We start from the raw sequence: 14,882 nt of genomic DNA, 5'->3' as shown, positions 1-14,882 counted from the left end.
CGGTGGCGCGAGGAGCGGACGTACGGACCGCCGGGAACTAACCTGGTGTCATGCCGACCTACGCGCAGCGTGAACGCCTGATCCTCGCCGACTTGCTGGAGGGGTCGGGGCCCGAGGCCCCGACGCTGTGCGAGGGGTGGAAGACCCGGGATCTGGCCGCGCACGTGGTGGTGCGCGAGCGCCGCAGCGACGCGGCGGCCGGCGCGGTGATCCCGCAGCTCGCCGCCCGACTCGACCGGGTCCGGGGCGAGTTCGCCGCGAAGCCCTACGAGGAGCTGATCCAGCTGATCAGGTCGGGGCCGCCGCGGCTGTCCCCCTTCTCCGTCAAGCAGCTCGACGAGATGGCCAACACCGTCGAGTTCTATGTGCACGCCGAGGACGTACGGCGGGCGGCCCCGGACTGGACGCCGCGCGCCATCGACAAGGTGTTCGGCGAGACGCTGTGGAAGCGCCTGGAGCGCGCCGCCCGCCTGATGACCCGCCGCTCCCCGGTCGGCCTGGTGCTGCGCCGCGCCGACGGCCAGACCGTGGTGGCCCACAAGGGATCGCCGGTGGTCACGGTGACGGGGGAACCGGCCGAGCTGCTCCTGTTCGCGCACGGCCGCCAGGCGGCGGCGAAAGTGGAGCTGGAGGGCGACGGGGACGCGGTGGCGAAGGCGTACGGAGCGAAGCTCGGCATCTAGGACCTGTCGCCGGTCCGCCGAGGTGCGGGGCGCGCGCCCGGGGATCTCATGGGATCTCACAAGATCTCGTCCGACCGCCAGCGGCCGCTCCGCGCTCCCGGCAGGATGGCGGGCATGTCTCTCGACGGCACCCGCGCACACCTCAGCGGCCCCGGTGATCTGCCACCCCTGGTGGAACGCGCCGCCCGGACCGCCCGCCACCTCGGCTTCCCCTTTTCCTGCCGCCCCGAGCAGGGGCGGCTGCTGCAGGCGCTGGCGGCCGGCGCCGAGCGGATCGGGGAGACCGGCACCGGGTGCGGGGTGGGCCTGGCCTGGCTGGTGTCCGGGATGCGGCCGGGTGCCACCGTCGTCAGCGTCGAGCACGACCCGACCCGGGCGGAGACCGCCGCCGCGCTGTTCGCGGAGCTGGCCCCCGAGGTGACGGTGGAGTGCGGGGACTGGACCACGATCGAGAAGCACGGCCCGTTCGACCTGCTGGTGCTGGACGGCGGCGGGCAGGGCAAGGGCGGGCAGGACGACACCCCGGCCGATCCGCTGCGGCTGCTGCGGCCCGGCGGGGTGCTGGTGATCGACGACTTCACCCCGGCGGCCGGCCGGCCGCCGCTGTTCGACGGGCGGCCCGACCGGGCCCGGCTGCACTGGCTGGAGCATCCGGCGCTGTCGGCCGTCGAGGTGCCCCTGGCAGCCGATCTGGCCACGCTGGTGTGCACCCGTAAGCACGATCGCTAGCCGGGCCCCGGGGCGGGCAGCTTCAGCGGACCGGGTGGCCGGCCTCCCGCAGTGCCGACTTGACCTCGCCGATCCGCAGCTCGCCGAAGTGGAAGACGGAGGCGGCCAGTACGGCGTCGGCGCCCGCGCCGACCGCGGGCGCGAAGTGGTCGAGCCGGCCGGCGCCGCCGGAGGCGATCACCGGCACGGTCACCGCCGCGCGCACCGCGGCGATCATCTCGGTGTCGTAGCCGTCCTTGGTGCCGTCGGCGTCCATCGAGTTGAGCAGGATCTCGCCCGCGCCCAGTTCGGCCGCGCGCCGCGCCCACTCCACCGCGTCGATGCCCGTACCCCGCCGGCCGCCGTGGGTGGTGACCTCGAAGCCGCCCTCGGGAGTGCGCCGGGCGTCCACCGACAGCACCAGCACCTGGCGGCCGAAGCGCTCGGCGATCTCCTGGATCAGCTCCGGCCTGGCGATGGCCGCGGTGTTGACGCCCACCTTGTCCGCGCCGGCCCGCAGCAGCTTGTCCACGTCCTCGGTGCTGCGCACCCCGCCGCCCACCGTCAGCGGGATGAAGACCTGCTCGGCGGTGCGGCGCACCACGTCGTAGGTGGTCTGCCGGTCCCCGGAGGAGGCGGTGATGTCCAGGAAGGTCAACTCGTCGGCGCCCTCGGCGTCGTAGAGCTTGGCCATCTCCACCGGGTCGCCGGCGTCCCGCAGGTTCTGGAAGTTGACGCCCTTCACGACGCGCCCGGCGTCCACGTCCAGGCAGGGGATGACTCGGACCGCGAGGGTCATTGGGCGGCTCCCGGTTCGCTGATACGGGCGATGGTGCTGCCGGTCCCGGCGTCCGCGCGGTAGGCCTCGATCTCCACCTCGACCAGCACCCGCGAGTCGGTGAACCCGGCCACCACCACCATCGTGGCGGCCGGCCGCACCGCTCCGAACAGCTCCCGGTGCGCCCGCCCGACCTCGCTGACGTCCCTGGCGTGGCTGAGGTACATCCGGGTGCGGATCACGCTCTCGGCGTCGAGGCCGAACGGCTCCAGCGCGGCGAGCGCGCTGCGGAAGGCGCTCAGCGTCTGCTCGTAGGGCTCGTCCTCGCCCGGCACCGCGCCGTCCCGCGAGTCGGGCATCATCCCGGCCACGATCACCCGGTCACCGGCGGCCACTGCCCGCGCCGAACCGATCGCCTCTTCCCACGCGCTTCCCGACTGCTCGCGGCGTACACCAGGGTTGCGGGTCATCGTGATACTGCCTCCAGGGCCTCTTCGAGGGTGAACGCCTTCGCGTACAGCGCCTTTCCGACAATGGCGCCCTCCACACCCGCCGGCACCAGTCCGGCGATGGCCCGCAGGTCGTCCAGGCTGGAGACGCCGCCGGAGGCGACCACCGGCTTGTCGGTGACCGCGCAGACCGAGCGCAGCAGGTCGAGGTTGGGGCCCTGCAAGGTGCCGTCCTTGGCGATGTCGGTGACGACGTAGCGCGCGCAGCCCTCGGAGTCCAGCCGGGCCAGCGTCTCGTACAGGTCGCCGCCGTCGCGGGTCCAGCCGCGCCCGCGCAGGGTGGTGCCGCGTACGTCCAGGCCGACCGCGATCCGGTCGCCGTGCTCGGCGATCACCTTGGCCACCCACTCGGGGCTCTCCAGCGCGGCGGTGCCCAGGTTGACCCGGGTGCAGCCGGTGGCCAGCGCCGCGGCCAGGGTGTCGTCGTCGCGGATGCCGCCGGACAGCTCGACCTTGATGTCCATGGTGCGGGCCACCTCGCCGATCAGCTTCCGGTTGTCGCCGGTGCCGAAGGCCGCGTCGAGGTCCACCAGGTGCAGCCACTGGGCGCCGGCCTGCTGCCAGGCCAGCGCGGCGGCGAGCGGCTCGCCGTAGGACGTCTCGGAACCGGACTCGCCGTGGACGAGCCGGACGGCCTGGCCGTCCCGGACGTCGACGGCGGGAAGGAGTTCGAGCTCGGTCATCGGTATGCGGTCCTCGTTCCTTGGCGGAAGGTGACGGAAGGCGGCGGAGGTGGGACGGGCGCGCGGATCGGGGGGCGGGGCGGGGGCTGACGCCGAGGCTCTGGGCTGGGGCGCTAGAGGGTACCCAGCCAGTTGCCGAGCAGCCGCGCCCCGGCGTCCCCGGACTTCTCCGGATGGAACTGGGTGGCCCACAGCGGGCCGTTCTCCACCGCGGCCACGAACGGCTCGCCGTGGGTGGTCCAGGTGACCTTGGGGGCGCGGATCACCGCGCCGCGGGTGTCCAGCTCCCAGTCGCGTACGGCGTAGGAGTGCACGAAGTAGAAGCGCGCGTCCTCGTCCAGGCCGGCGAACTGGGTGGAGTCCGCCGGGGCGCGTACCGTGTTCCAGCCCATGTGCGGGACGACCGGGGCGCGCAGCGGCTCCACCGTGCCGGGCCACTCGTCCAGGCCCTCGCTGGGGACCCCGTGCTCGATGCCGCGGGCGAACAGGATCTGCATCCCGACGCAGATGCCCATCACCGGGCGCCCGCCGGCCAGCCGGCGCTCCACTATCCACTCCCCGCGCACCGACTTCAGCCCCGCCATGCAGGCGGCGAAGGCGCCGACGCCGGGGACCAGCAGCCCGTCGGCGTTCATCGCGCGGTCGTAGTCGGCGGTGATCTCCACCTCGGCGCCGGCCCTGGCCAGCGCGCGCTCGGCGGACCGGACGTTGCCGAATCCGTAGTCGAGCACCACCACGCTCTTGGTCATCGCCGGCCCCTACAGCTGGAGCAGTCCGGCGATGATCGCCATCAGGGAACCGACCGCCATCAGCGCGACGACGCTCTTGGACTGCTTCTGCTTCCAGAAGGAATAGACCCCGCCGAGCAGGAACAGCCCCAGCAGGATGAAGAGAGTGGAGCCCCTGTTCACAGCGCGCCCTTCGTCGACGGCAGAATGCCCGCGGCGCGCGGATCGCGCTCGCTCGCGTAACGCAGCGCCCGGGCCAGCGCCTTGAACTGGCACTCCACGATGTGGTGTGCGTTGCGCCCGTAGGGTACGTGGACGTGCAGGGCGATCTGGGCCTGCGCGACGAAGGACTCCAGGATGTGCCGGGTCATCGTGGTGTCGTAGTCGCCGATCATCGGCGCCATGTTGTCCGGCTCGGTGTGCACCAGATACGGGCGGCCGGACAGGTCCACGGTGACCTGGGCGAGGGATTCGTCCAGCGGGACCGTGCAGTTGCCGAAGCGGTAGATGCCCACCTTGTCGCCGAGCGCCTGCTTGAAGGCGGCGCCCAGCGCGAGGGCGGTGTCCTCGATGGTGTGGTGGGTGTCGATGTGCAGATCGCCCTCGGTCTTCACGCTGAGGTCGAACAGGCCGTGCCGGCCGAGCTGGTCGAGCATGTGGTCGTAGAAGCCGACCCCGGTCGCGACGGACACGGAGCCCGTGCCGTCCAGATCGATCTCGACGACGACGGACGTCTCCTTGGTGGTGCGCTCCACGCGGCCCACGCGGGTCATGCGGACTCCTCGGTGCGGTACGGCTCGGTGCGGCCGGGCTCGGTACGGCCCGGCGCGGTGCTGTGCTCCTTGAAAACGGTGCGGGCCGCGTCCAGGAAGGCGTCGTTCTCGGCGGGGGTGCCCGCGGTGACCCGCAGCCGCCCCGGCACGCCGTTGTCGCGGACCAGGACGCCGCGGTCGAGGATCGCCTGCCAGGCGGCGTGGCTGTCGGCGAACCGCCCGAACTGCACGAAGTTGGCGTCGGACACGGTCACCTCGTAGCCGATCGCGCGCAACTCCTCGACCAGCCGGTCCCGTTCGCCCTTGAGCTGGCGTACGTAGCCCAGCAGGGTGTCGGTGTACTCCAGCGCGGCCAGCGCGGTCGCCTGGGTGACCGACGACAGGTGGTAGGGCAGCCGGACCAGTTGGACGGCGTCGACCACCGCCGGGTCCGCGGCCAGATAGCCGAGCCGCAGCCCGGCCGCCCCGAACGCCTTGGACATGGTGCGGGTGACCACCAGATGGGGGCGGCCCTCGATCAGCGGCAGCAGCGAGGGGCGGTGCGAGAACTCGCCGTACGCCTCGTCCACGATCACCATGGCCGGACCGGCGGCGAGCGCGGCGTCGTGGAGCGCGACGACGGTCTCGGCGTCGACAGCGGTACCGGTCGGGTTGTTGGGCGAGCAGATGAACACCACTTCGGGCGCCCGCCGGGCGATCTCCCGGGTGGCGGCCGCCACGTCGATGGTGAAGTCATCGCCGCGCGGCCCGGACAGCCAGCCGGTGCCGGTGCCGCGCGAGATCAACGCGTGCATGGAGTAGGAGGGTTCGAAGCCGATCGCGGTACGGCCGGGGCCGCCGAAGGTCTGCAGCAGCTGCTGGATGACCTCGTTGGAGCCGTTGGCGGCCCACACCTGCTCGACACCGACGCGGTGGCCCGCGGTCCGGCTCAGATACGCGGCCAGGCCGGTGCGCAGCTCGACCGCGTCCCGGTCCGGGTAGCGGTTGAGCTCGCGGGCGGCCTCGGCGACGCGTTCGGCGATCCGGGCGACCAGCGGCTCGGGCAGCGGGTACGGGTTCTCATTGGTGTTCAGCCGCACCGGCACGTCGAGCTGCGGTGCGCCGTACGGTGACTGGCCGCGCAGTTCGTCGCGGATGGGGAGCGCCTCCCAGGCGGGGACGGCGGTGTTCGCGGTCATGTGACCGGCCTCCCGAATCTCGCGGTGACGGCGGCGCCGTGCGCCGGCAGGTCCTCGGCGGCGGCGAGGGTCACCACATGGTGGGCGACCTCCGCGAGCGCTTCCCGGGTGTAGTCCACCACGTGGATGCCGCGCAGGAAGGACTGCACCGACAGGCCCGAGGAGTGGCAGGCGCAGCCGCCGGTGGGCAGGACGTGGTTGGAGCCGGCGCAGTAGTCGCCCAGCGAGACGGGGGTGTGCGGGCCGACGAAGACGGCGCCGGCGTTCCGTACCCGGGCTGCCACCGCCGCGGCGTCCTCGGTGTGGATCTCCAGGTGCTCGGCGGCGTAGGCGTCCACCACGTCCAGGCCCTGCGCGAGGGTGTCCACCAGCACGGTGGCGGACTGGCGGCCGCTCAGCGCGGCGGTGATCCGCTCGCGGTGCCGGGCGGCGGCGACCTGCACGCCGAGTTCCTTGTCCACCGCGTCGGCCAGTTCGGCGGAGGTGGTGACCAGTACGGCGGCGGCGAGCGGGTCGTGCTCGGCCTGGCTGATCAGGTCGGCGGCGACGAACCCGGCGTCGGCGGTGGCGTCGGCCAGGACGGCGATCTCGGTGGGCCCGGCCTCGGCGTCGATCCCGATCCGGCCCTTGAGCAGGCGCTTGGCGGCGGCGACATAGATGTTGCCGGGGCCGGTGACCAGATTCACCGGGCGGCACTCGTCGGTGCCGTACGCGAACATGGCGATCGCCTGGGCGCCGCCGGCGGCGTACACCTCGGTCACGCCGAGCAGAGCGCAGGCGGCCAGGATGGTGGGGTGCGGCGCGCCGCCGAACTCCTGCTGCGGAGGGGAGGCGACGGCGATGCCGGCCACCCCGGCCTCCTGGGCCGGCACCACGTTCATCACCACGGAGGACGGGTAGACGGCCAGGCCGCCGGGCACATACAGCCCGACCCGCTCCACCGGCACCCACCGCTCGGTGACGGTCCCGCCGGGGACGACCTGGGTGGTGACATCGGTCCGCCGCTGCTCGCGGTGCACCAGCCGGGCCCGCCGGACCGACTCCTCCAGCGCCGCCCTGACCTCCGGATCGAGGCCCGCGAGCGCTTCGTCCAGCGCCCGCTGGGAGACCCGGAGCCGGCTCAGCGACACCCCGTCGAACCGCTCCCCGTACTCGATCACGGCCGGCGTCCCGCGATGGCGTACGTCCTCGCAGATCGGCCGCACGGTCTCCAGCGCGGCCTCCACGTCGAACTCGGCGCGAGGCAACAGGTCGCGGTCGATCCCGCCCTCCGGGAAGGCGGGTCCGCGCAGATCGATTCGGGAGATCACGCTGCCAAGTGTAGAGACCCGGATGCCTTCTTTTTTGCCGCCCTCCCGCCGCCGCGCGCACGGACCCGCTGCGGGGTCCGCCCGGACGGGGTCCGGGGGACCGGCGGCGGAGGCGCGGCAAAAAGGGGGCGGGCCGCTAGCGTGTCCCCCGACACGGGGAGGGGTCGAGTTGGCCGAGCTGGAAGTGCCGCCGGAGTGGACGCCCGCGGAGCAGCGGATGTGGTACGCGTTCCGGGCCGGGCGGACCTGCGATCTGCGGACGCGGCGGGCCGCGGAGGATCATCCGCTGACCGGGCCGGTGTGGTCGGCGTCACGTACGGTCCGGGCGCAGGCGGTCGCGGAGTTGCTGCTCGATCCGCCGCCGCCGATGCCCGGCCGGGTGGCCGCGCTGAAGCTCGCCGGGGTGCGGATCAGCGGCCGGCTGATGCTGGCGGGGGGCACCGTCACACCGTATGTGCAGCTCGACGACTGCCGGTTCGACGAGCAGGTGCTGATGCAGGAGTGCCGGGCCGGCAGCATGCGGCTGGTGCGGTGTGTCATACCCCGGCTGGAGGCCGCCCGGCTCCAGGTCACCGGCGATCTGCACCTGCCGCAGTGCCAGGTGCTCGGCGGGATACGGCTGACCGACGCGCAGATAGGCACCGACCTGCTGCTGAACCAGCTCACCGTGAGCCGCGACCGGCACAGCCGGGCGGTGGCCGCCGACGGGCTGTCCGTCGGCCAGGACGTGGACGCCGAACTCATCGACGTCACGGGTGAGTTCAGCCTGCGCAGCGCCCGGATCGGCGGCCGGCTGAGTCTGCGCGGCGCGATCCTGCGCAATCCGTACGGCCGCTACGCGCTCAACGCGGCCCGGGTCAGCATCGAGCACACCCTGTACTTGAGCGCGGGCTGGAACGCGATGGACGGCGCCCCCGGCGACACCCGCCCGCCGGCCGGGGCGGCGGTGCGGGACTTCGTCTGCGAGGGCGGGCTGCGGCTGGACGACGCGCGGATCGGCAACGCGGTGATCATCAGCCGGGCCCGCTTCCAGCTGGGGGAGGACCAGCAGGTGTCGCTGCGCCGGCTCCAGACCCCCGAGCTGCGCTTCATTCCGGGCGCGCCGCCGCAGGGCCCGGTGTCGCTGTCCGGCGCGCGGGTCGCCAAGCTGGTGGACACGCGGGACAGCTGGCCGGAGGCGGGCCGGCTCGACCTGACCGGTTTCGTCTACGACGAGCTGGCCGCCCGGGACAACTTCCCGCTGCGGGCGCGGATCGCCTGGCTGCACGGCGCCACCCCCGAGTACAGCCCGGGTCCGTACGAGCGGCTGGCCGCCGCGCTGCGCTCGGGCGGTGAGGACGCCGAGGCGCGGGAGGTGCTGCTGGCCAAGCAGCGGCGCCGCCGGGAGTCGCTGCCCGCGGCCGGCCGGGTGTGGGGCTGGCTCCAGGACGTCACCGTCGGGTACGGCTACCGGCCCGGGCGGGCCGCGGTGTGGATGGCGCTGGTGTGGGCGCTGGGCGCGGTGTACTTCACCGCCCACGGCACCCCGCCGCCCGCCGACAGCGGCGGCTACCGCCCGCACTGGAGCCCGGCGCTCTACGCGCTGGACCTGCTGCTGCCGGTGATCGACCTCGGCCAGGACAACGCCTGGCGGGAGGCGGGCCTGAGCCAGTGGGTGGCCTCCGGCATGACCCTGCTGGGCTGGATGCTGGCGACGACCGCGGCGGCCGGCGCCTCCCGGCTGCTGCGGCGGGGGTCCTAGCGGTTCCGTCGGCGCCGGGGAAGGCCCGGAGGGGTCCTGACGTGGGATTGAGGGAGGGTCAGCCCCGACAGCGGGTGCCGGAAGGGGCCACCCTGCCCGTACCCTGGCTCACTGTGACCGATCGCCTTCCGCTCTTCCCGCTCAGCTCGGCGCTGTTCCCCGGCCTGGTGCTGCCGCTGAACGTCCACGAGGACCGGTACCGCTCGCTCGTCGGCGACCTGATGACCCTGCCGGAGGACGCGCCCCGGCGGTTCGGGGTGGTCGCGATCAAGAACGGCCACGAGACGGCCCCCACCGGCCAGGAGGGCCGCCTCACCGGCGCGATGGCCGGGCTCGGCGACGACCCGATGACCGCGCTGTACGGCTACGGCTGCGTCGCGGAGGTGGCCAGTGTCGCCGAGCGTGAGCAGGGGTACGAGCTGATGGCGACCGGGACCGTACGCTTCCGGCTGCTGTCGGTGGACACCTCGGGCGAGTATCTGACCGGTGAGGTGGAGGAGATCCCGGAGCAGCCGGGCGAGGGGGCGCGGGCGCTGACCTCGCAGGTGATCCGGGCGTTCGGCACGTACCAGAAGCGGCTGGCGGGAGCGCGCGAGCAGACGCTGGCGGCGAACGAGTTCCCCGACGACCCGACGGTGCTGTCCTATCTGGTCGCGGCGGCGGTGATCGCCGAGGTCGGGGTGAAGCAGCGGTTCCTGGAGGCGCCGGACACGGCGGCGCGCCTCACCGCTGAGTTGCGGCTGCTGCGGCGCGAGACCGCGATCATCGACAAGCTGCCGTCGCTGCCGGCGGCCGAGATCACCCAGTCCCCGACCTGCGCGAACTAGCCCCGGGCGGCGGCGATGGCGAAGAAGTCACGGGCGGCGGGCGGCGGTACGCCGGCCACGGTCGCCCTGGAGAAGGCGGGCGTGCCCTTCACCGTGCACGCCTACCGGCACGACCCGGCCTCGGAGCTCTCCTACGGCGCCGAGGCGGCCCTGGCGCTGGGCGCCGCGCTCGGCGTGCCGCCCGCCGAGGTGGAGGGGCGCGTCTTCAAGACGCTGGTCGCCGAGGTCGACGGCGCGCTGACCGTGGCGGTCGTCCCGGTGTCCGCGAGCCTCGACCTGAAGGCACTGGCCGCGGCGGTCGGGGGCAAACGCGCCGCGATGGCCGATCCGGCCGCCGCGGAACGCGCCACCGGTTACGTCCGCGGCGGCATCTCGCCGCTCGGCCAGCGCCGCGCCCTGCCCACGGTGGTGGACGCCTCCGCCCTGGCCTTCGCGACGGTCTTCGTCTCGGCGGGCAAGCGCGGCCTGGAGGTGGAGCTGGCGCCGCGGGAGCTGCTGCGGCTCACCGCGGGGGCGGCGGCCCCCATGGCGCGTCGGTAGGCGGCTGCCCGCCGGGCTTGTCCTCGGCCCTGTCCCCGGGCTCGTCCCTCGGCCCCAAAGCCGAGGTCACACACAGGTGCGTCAGCATCGCCGCCGCCGACCAGGCGATCAGCGCGCTCTTGGCCCGCAGCTCCAGCGGGCCGTCGAAGACCACCTTCGGGCCGACCTGCTTGGCGTGCGCGACGATGTTCGTGGACGGCCCGAGCCAGACGCCGAGGCGCCAGCCGACGATCGAGGCGAGCACCCCGCCGACCGCGAGGCCGAGCACCACCCCGATCCCGCCGCTGCGGCGCCGCCAGAAGACCAGCAGCGCGCTGAGGATGCCGAGGCCGGCCGCGATCAGCACGAAGGTGCCGTCGCCGCCGATGGCCTCCTCGCCCTCGGTGTCCTTGAGGTAGACCGCCTGCCCGTCGGAGATCATCGGGATACGTGGCGAAAGCCACAGCCACAGCAGCCCGAGCGCGATCCCGCCGACGGTGACGAGCAGCGCGACCAGCGCCCCGCCGCGCAGCTCACGGATGAACCGCGCGCGCTTGGCCGGGGCGTCACCGGCTTCGGTCCCGCCTCCCGGGTAGGGCGGGAAGGGCGGCTCGTGCGGCGTCAGGGGTGCGGTCACCAACCCATCGTGCCAGGTGCGGAAGACGGGTGCGTCATCGGCAGGCGGCCCTGCGGTAGGCCCAGGTGGCTACGGCCAGCGAGACCACGCCGACCGCGGCGCACACCGACAGGTCGGCGCCGACCGCCGCCCAGTCGGTGCGCTCGCCGCCGAAGGTACGGGCCAGGGCTTCCACGCCGTAGGTGGACGGCAGCAGGTCCCGGGTCCAGGCGATGGGCGCGGGCATGTGGGAGGCGGGCAGGACGCCGAGCAGCAGCGCGGCGGACATGCCGAGCTGGCCGAGCAGCGTGGCAATCTCCTGCCGGGGCGCGAGCAGCCCGAGCGCCGCGCCGAGCCCGGCCAGGGCGGCGCCGGCCAGCGGGATCACCAGCAGCAGCACCCACAGGTTGACGAAGGTCAGGTGGAACAGCACGCAGCCGGTGACCGCGGTGACCAGCACGCCCGGCACCGTGAAGGACGCGTAGGCGGCCGCCGCGCCGAGCACGACGGAGGCGGGCGGTACGGGCAGGGTGGCGTACGTGTCCAGGCCGCCGGAGGCCCGCAGCTGCCCGAAGTACTGCGCGAGCAGGTTCAGCGCGACGAAGGCCACCACCAGCACGCTCGACCCGGCGACGACGGCCCGCGCCGCCTCCCCGTCCCCGGCGTGCACCACGCCCCGCATCATGACCATGATCCCCACGGACTGGAACGTGGCCACGAACAGCAACGGGATCCGCGCGACCCGCGCCCGCGAGAGCTGCGCCCGGTACACCGCGGCGAACGCGGCCCCCATCCCAGCGGTGGGCGCCAGCGGCGCCACCACCTGCCCGCTCCCCCGCCCCCCGCTCACGGCCTGCGCCACCACGCTCACCACTCGCCCCCGACAACCCCGTGCCCCTGGGGGGCACAGCCCACCACGATCCGCCGCCCGCCGACCGCCGCGACCCCACCGCCCGCACCCGGACCGCGCCCGGCCCCCGGCTGAGCGCGCAGTTCCCCGCGCCCCTGGCGGGGCGCCCTTGGCCCGGGCGAATATCGGTTCCCTCGGCGGCGGGCGGTGCCCCGAAGGGGCGCGGGGAACTGCGCGACAAGCCACAACGCACCCGCACCCCGAAACGCGCAGGAACCCGGCAGGACGGACCCGGCCGCACCCGGACCGCGCCCCCGCGGGGCACGACCCAGCGCCGACGGCACCGACACTCCCCCGGCCCGGAAACGCCCCACCAGGGGCGCGGGGAACTGCGCGACAAGCCACGACACACCCGCACCCCGAAACGCGCAGGAACCCGGCAGGAGGCCCCCGGCCGGGGTGGCGCGGGGGTGGACGAATCGCACCGCAGGGCTCCTCATAGCTTGGTCAGGCCCTTTCCGCGGCCGCCCAGGGCGAGGTAGACGTCCTCCAGGCTGGGCACCGCCAGGGTGAAATCGTCGAGGGCGGCGAAAGCGGGGCCGCCGGTGACCTCGGCGACGGCGGCGCGGGCCCGGTCCTGCGGGAGCCGCAGCGTCCAGCGGCGGCCTGAGATCTCGGCGAGCGGCCGCAGCGCCGCGATCGCGGGCAGCCCGAGCGGAGCGTCGTAGCGCCAGACCAGGTCGAGCCGGACCTCGCCGGCCACCAGGGCCCGCAGCCCGGCGGGGGTGTCGGAGGCGATGACCCGCCCCCGGTCGAGCACCGCGACCCGGTCGAGCACGGTCTCCGCCTCGATGACGTTGTGGGTGACGAGCACCACCGTGGTGCCGGATTCGTCCCGGCGCCGGTCGACCGCGGCCCACACCGCGCGGCGGGCCACCGGGTCCATACCGGTCGTGGGCTCGTCCAGCACCAGGACCGGGCGCTCACCGACCAGGGTCGCCGCGAAGCAGGCCAGCCGCCGCTGGCCGCCGGACAGCTTCTTCAGCGGGCGTCCGGCCAGCGCCCCGAGGTCGAGTTCGTCGAGCACCGCGTCCCGGGCCGCCCGCGCCGCCACCGCGCCCATGCCGCGCAGCCGCCCGGTGGTCTCGGCGGCCAGCGCCACCGTCAACTCGTCGAAGGCGGTGGACTCCTGGCCGAGGTAGCCGACCAACCGGGCCGCCCGGTCGGGATGGCGGACCAGGTCGTGGCCGAGGAGTTCGATGGAGCCGGCGTCGGGCCGCAGCAGCCCGGTGAGCTGGCGGACCAGCGTGGTCTTGCCTGCTCCGTTGGGGCCGAGGATGCCGAAGAGTTCGCCGCGCCCGACGTCGAGGTCGATGCCGTCGTTGGCGCGTACCGGTGGCGCGGCGGGCTCCGCGCCGCGGCGGCGCGCGGGTGTGCGGCGGGCACCGGAACCGGCCGGGTACGTCCTGATCAGGCCGCGTACGGTGCACACCGCGTCGCGGCCTGTGGCGACAACTGGTGGCGCCGTCTCCTCCGTGCCCGTACTCACGAGGCCCGAGCGTACGCGTAAAGCCGCGGGTCCGGCCGGGCGGGGCCGCTTTCGGACCTGCCCGCGTCCGCAGCGCGGGCGGCCCGCGGGTGACCCGGATCACCCCAGGACTGCGCCGCGGCGCCGCGCCTCAACCGCTGTCCGCCGCGGACTCCGCCGGGGTGCGCCCCTCCACCTCGCGCCAGAATCCGGCCCTGATCGCGTACCGGTCGTGCTCGTCGATCTGGTCGTCCTTGTGCGCGAGCAGCCCGAAGCGGGCGGCGTACCGCAGCAGCTCGCCGTCGATGCGGTGCGGGACCCGGGGGTAGTGGGAGGACAGGTGCTGGAGCTGGCCCGCGTCGTTGACCCGGGCGATCCAGCGGCGGGCGAAGACCTGGCCGACCTCGTACGGGTCGCCGCTGACCGCGGTGATGTCGGCCTCGCGGTCGGCCCAGCGCTGCTCGGCGCTGGTGACCTGGGCGAGGGTGGGCAGTCCGCTGGTGTCGGGCAGGTCGGCGCCGGGACCGCGGTCGGTCCAGCCCTTGTCGGAGGACCAGCGCAGGGTGGCGCTGGGCGCGGGCTGCGGGGCCGGCACGGCGGCGGCGTGGGTGCGGCCGAGTCCGGCCAGGTCCTTGGGGGTGGGGACGACCCCCTTGCCGGCCGGCGCGGCGGGGGCGGTGTCGGGTTCGGGCGCGCTGCCGTTCTTCGCCGGGCGGCCCGCGTGCACGGTGTGCGCCGCGGCCTCCGGGGTCGCGGCGGCCGACTCGGGCAGCGGCGCGGACAGGATCGCGGCGATCTCCGGGCGGATCTCGGGGCGCGGTCCCGGCGGCGGGCAGGCCCCGGTGACGTCGCGGGCCCTGATCGCCGCGGTGATCCACTCGCGGTCCAGCACCCGCCGCTCGTCGGCCTCGGCCACCAGGTCCTCGGACTGGTTGTAGTCGCCGTCGGCGGCCTGGACGGCCCACAGGTGGACGGCGACGCCGTGCTCCTTGGCGGACATCATGCCGGGCAGCAGATCGCCGTCACCGGTGACCAGGACGATGTCGGAGCAGGCCCGGTTGCGGGCCAGTTCGGACAGCTCGGCGTGCATGGCCGCGTCGACGCCCTTCTGCGCCCAGCGGCCGTCCGTCCGGGTGAGCGCGCCGAGCCGTACCGTCACTCGGGGCATCACCCGCAACCGGCGGTGTTCGGGTTGCGGAACCCGGTCGGGTGCTCCGTCGAACCAGTAGATCCGCAGCAGCGGTTGCCCGGTCTCCTCCTCGGCGCGTTTACGCAGGCCGGCGACCACGCCGGCATGATCCACCAGGATCCGGGAACGCGACGGTTCACCGGCCAGCAGGCTCGCCGCTGCGCCCAGCAGATATCCGGCGTCCACCAGGACGACGCAGCGGTCCATGTTGCACCTCTTCCGGTCGCCCCCCGGCGCTGTTCTACCCAGGGTTCTCCCCGCG

16 protein-coding genes and 1 pseudogene are annotated in these 14,882 nt (G+C 74.2%); 5 read left to right on the top strand and 12 right to left on the bottom strand.

What is annotated here, in order from left to right; all coding sequences use genetic code 11:
- The first annotated feature begins 50 nt into the window (after positions 1–50).
- Positions 51–683, top strand: coding sequence for a TIGR03085 family metal-binding protein (locus ACFO3J_RS02750; protein ID WP_386425738.1), 633 nt, complete (start codon positions 51–53; stop codon positions 681–683).
- Between the two features lie 114 nt (positions 684–797).
- Positions 798–1,412, top strand: coding sequence for an O-methyltransferase (locus ACFO3J_RS02745; protein ID WP_386425736.1), 615 nt, complete (start codon positions 798–800; stop codon positions 1,410–1,412).
- A 22-nt stretch (positions 1,413–1,434) separates the two neighbouring features.
- On the opposite strand, the gene hisF is transcribed toward ACFO3J_RS02745, so the two are convergent.
- The 8 genes and pseudogenes from hisF to hisD all read right to left on the bottom strand — a co-directional run bounded on the left by hisF (position 1,435) and on the right by hisD (position 7,350).
- Positions 1,435–2,190, bottom strand: coding sequence for an imidazole glycerol phosphate synthase subunit HisF (gene hisF / locus ACFO3J_RS02740; RefSeq protein WP_386425734.1), 756 nt, complete (start codon positions 2,188–2,190; stop codon positions 1,435–1,437).
- Positions 2,187–2,639, bottom strand: a complete 453-nt coding sequence (locus ACFO3J_RS02735; RefSeq protein WP_386425732.1) for a Rid family hydrolase — start codon at positions 2,637–2,639, stop codon at positions 2,187–2,189. The genes hisF and ACFO3J_RS02735 overlap by 4 nt, the downstream gene beginning before the upstream one ends.
- Positions 2,636–3,361: a bifunctional 1-(5-phosphoribosyl)-5-((5-phosphoribosylamino)methylideneamino)imidazole-4-carboxamide isomerase/phosphoribosylanthranilate isomerase PriA gene (gene priA, locus ACFO3J_RS02730; protein WP_386425730.1), complete on the bottom strand. Its 726-nt coding sequence runs from the start codon at positions 3,359–3,361 to the stop codon at positions 2,636–2,638. The genes ACFO3J_RS02735 and priA overlap by 4 nt, the downstream gene beginning before the upstream one ends.
- A gap of 113 nt (positions 3,362–3,474) precedes the next feature.
- Positions 3,475–4,110: an imidazole glycerol phosphate synthase subunit HisH gene (hisH, locus tag ACFO3J_RS02725; protein ID WP_386425728.1), complete on the bottom strand. Its 636-nt coding sequence runs from the start codon at positions 4,108–4,110 to the stop codon at positions 3,475–3,477.
- Between the two features lie 9 nt (positions 4,111–4,119).
- Positions 4,120–4,272, bottom strand: a complete 153-nt coding sequence (locus tag ACFO3J_RS02720) for a hypothetical protein (RefSeq protein ID WP_386425725.1) — start codon at positions 4,270–4,272, stop codon at positions 4,120–4,122.
- Positions 4,269–4,862 (bottom strand): imidazoleglycerol-phosphate dehydratase HisB, encoded by a 594-nt coding sequence (gene hisB, locus ACFO3J_RS02715; protein WP_386425722.1) that lies wholly within the window; start codon positions 4,860–4,862, stop codon positions 4,269–4,271. Before hisB ends, ACFO3J_RS02720 begins: the two co-directional genes overlap by 4 nt.
- 62 nt (positions 4,863–4,924) lie before the next feature.
- Positions 4,925–6,040 (bottom strand): annotated as a pseudogene (locus tag ACFO3J_RS02710) (histidinol-phosphate transaminase); the annotation flags it as partial.
- Entirely contained in the window at positions 6,037–7,350 is a 1,314-nt protein-coding gene (gene hisD, locus ACFO3J_RS02705; protein ID WP_386425720.1) for a histidinol dehydrogenase, read from the bottom strand. The pseudogene ACFO3J_RS02710 and the gene hisD, both read right to left, overlap by 4 nt.
- Before the next feature lie 217 nt (positions 7,351–7,567).
- Here hisD and ACFO3J_RS02700 point away from each other — a divergent pair, with 217 nt between their 5' ends.
- The 3 genes from ACFO3J_RS02700 to ybaK all read left to right on the top strand — a co-directional run bounded on the left by ACFO3J_RS02700 (position 7,568) and on the right by ybaK (position 10,458).
- Positions 7,568–9,091, top strand: coding sequence for an oxidoreductase (locus ACFO3J_RS02700; protein ID WP_386426025.1), 1,524 nt, complete (start codon positions 7,568–7,570; stop codon positions 9,089–9,091).
- A 113-nt stretch (positions 9,092–9,204) separates the two neighbouring features.
- On the top strand, positions 9,205–9,918 hold the full coding sequence (locus ACFO3J_RS02695; RefSeq protein ID WP_386425717.1) for an LON peptidase substrate-binding domain-containing protein: 714 nt from the start codon (positions 9,205–9,207) through the stop codon (positions 9,916–9,918).
- A 15-nt stretch (positions 9,919–9,933) separates the two neighbouring features.
- Positions 9,934–10,458, top strand: coding sequence for a Cys-tRNA(Pro) deacylase (gene ybaK, locus ACFO3J_RS02690; RefSeq protein WP_386425714.1), 525 nt, complete (start codon positions 9,934–9,936; stop codon positions 10,456–10,458).
- Here the strand turns inward: ybaK and ACFO3J_RS02685 are convergent.
- From ACFO3J_RS02685 to ACFO3J_RS02670, 4 genes are all read right to left on the bottom strand, one after another.
- The gene (locus ACFO3J_RS02685; RefSeq protein WP_386425711.1) at positions 10,421–11,074 is read right to left on the bottom strand and encodes an ABC transporter permease; all 654 of its coding nucleotides are present in this window, start codon (positions 11,072–11,074) and stop codon (positions 10,421–10,423) included. The two genes, ybaK and ACFO3J_RS02685, sit on opposite strands and share 38 nt — an antisense overlap.
- A 34-nt stretch (positions 11,075–11,108) precedes the next feature.
- A complete protein-coding gene (locus ACFO3J_RS02680) occupies positions 11,109–11,924 on the bottom strand; it encodes an ABC transporter permease (protein ID WP_386425708.1) in 816 nt (271 codons plus the stop codon).
- Positions 11,925–12,399: 475 nt separating this feature from the next.
- Positions 12,400–13,452 carry an ABC transporter ATP-binding protein gene (locus ACFO3J_RS02675; RefSeq protein WP_386425705.1) on the bottom strand — a complete coding sequence of 351 codons (1,053 nt, stop codon included), beginning with the start codon at positions 13,450–13,452 and terminating at the stop codon, positions 12,400–12,402.
- Between the two features lie 130 nt (positions 13,453–13,582).
- Positions 13,583–14,827, bottom strand: coding sequence for an NYN domain-containing protein (locus tag ACFO3J_RS02670; RefSeq protein WP_386425703.1), 1,245 nt, complete (start codon positions 14,825–14,827; stop codon positions 13,583–13,585).
- Positions 14,828–14,882 lie beyond the last annotated feature (55 nt).

The sequence above is a fragment of the Streptomyces polygonati genome, assembly GCF_042650325.1.
GTDB classification, from domain to species: Bacteria; Actinomycetota; Actinomycetes; order Streptomycetales; family Streptomycetaceae; genus Actinacidiphila; species Actinacidiphila polygonati.
The sequence above is the reverse complement of the archived record's forward strand: the minus strand, read 5'-3'. Positions and strand labels throughout refer to the sequence as shown.

What these genes read in the sequence shown, in the direction of transcription:
- ACFO3J_RS02750 (WP_386425738.1), top strand. Translation starts at nt 51, where the DNA reads ATGCCGACCTACGCGCAGCGTGAACGCCTGATCCTCGCCGACTTGCTG.
- ACFO3J_RS02745 (WP_386425736.1), top strand. Translation starts at nt 798, where the DNA reads ATGTCTCTCGACGGCACCCGCGCACACCTCAGCGGCCCCGGTGATCTG.
- hisF (WP_386425734.1), bottom strand. Translation starts at nt 2,190, where the DNA reads ATGACCCTCGCGGTCCGAGTCATCCCCTGCCTGGACGTGGACGCCGGG.
- ACFO3J_RS02735 (WP_386425732.1), bottom strand. Translation starts at nt 2,639, where the DNA reads ATGACCCGCAACCCTGGTGTACGCCGCGAGCAGTCGGGAAGCGCGTGG.
- priA (WP_386425730.1), bottom strand. Translation starts at nt 3,361, where the DNA reads ATGACCGAGCTCGAACTCCTTCCCGCCGTCGACGTCCGGGACGGCCAG.
- hisH (WP_386425728.1), bottom strand. Translation starts at nt 4,110, where the DNA reads ATGACCAAGAGCGTGGTGGTGCTCGACTACGGATTCGGCAACGTCCGG.
- hisB (WP_386425722.1), bottom strand. Translation starts at nt 4,862, where the DNA reads ATGACCCGCGTGGGCCGCGTGGAGCGCACCACCAAGGAGACGTCCGTC.
- ACFO3J_RS02700 (WP_386426025.1), top strand. Translation starts at nt 7,568, where the DNA reads ATGTGGTACGCGTTCCGGGCCGGGCGGACCTGCGATCTGCGGACGCGG.
- ybaK (WP_386425714.1), top strand. Translation starts at nt 9,934, where the DNA reads ATGGCGAAGAAGTCACGGGCGGCGGGCGGCGGTACGCCGGCCACGGTC.
- ACFO3J_RS02670 (WP_386425703.1), bottom strand. Translation starts at nt 14,827, where the DNA reads ATGGACCGCTGCGTCGTCCTGGTGGACGCCGGATATCTGCTGGGCGCA.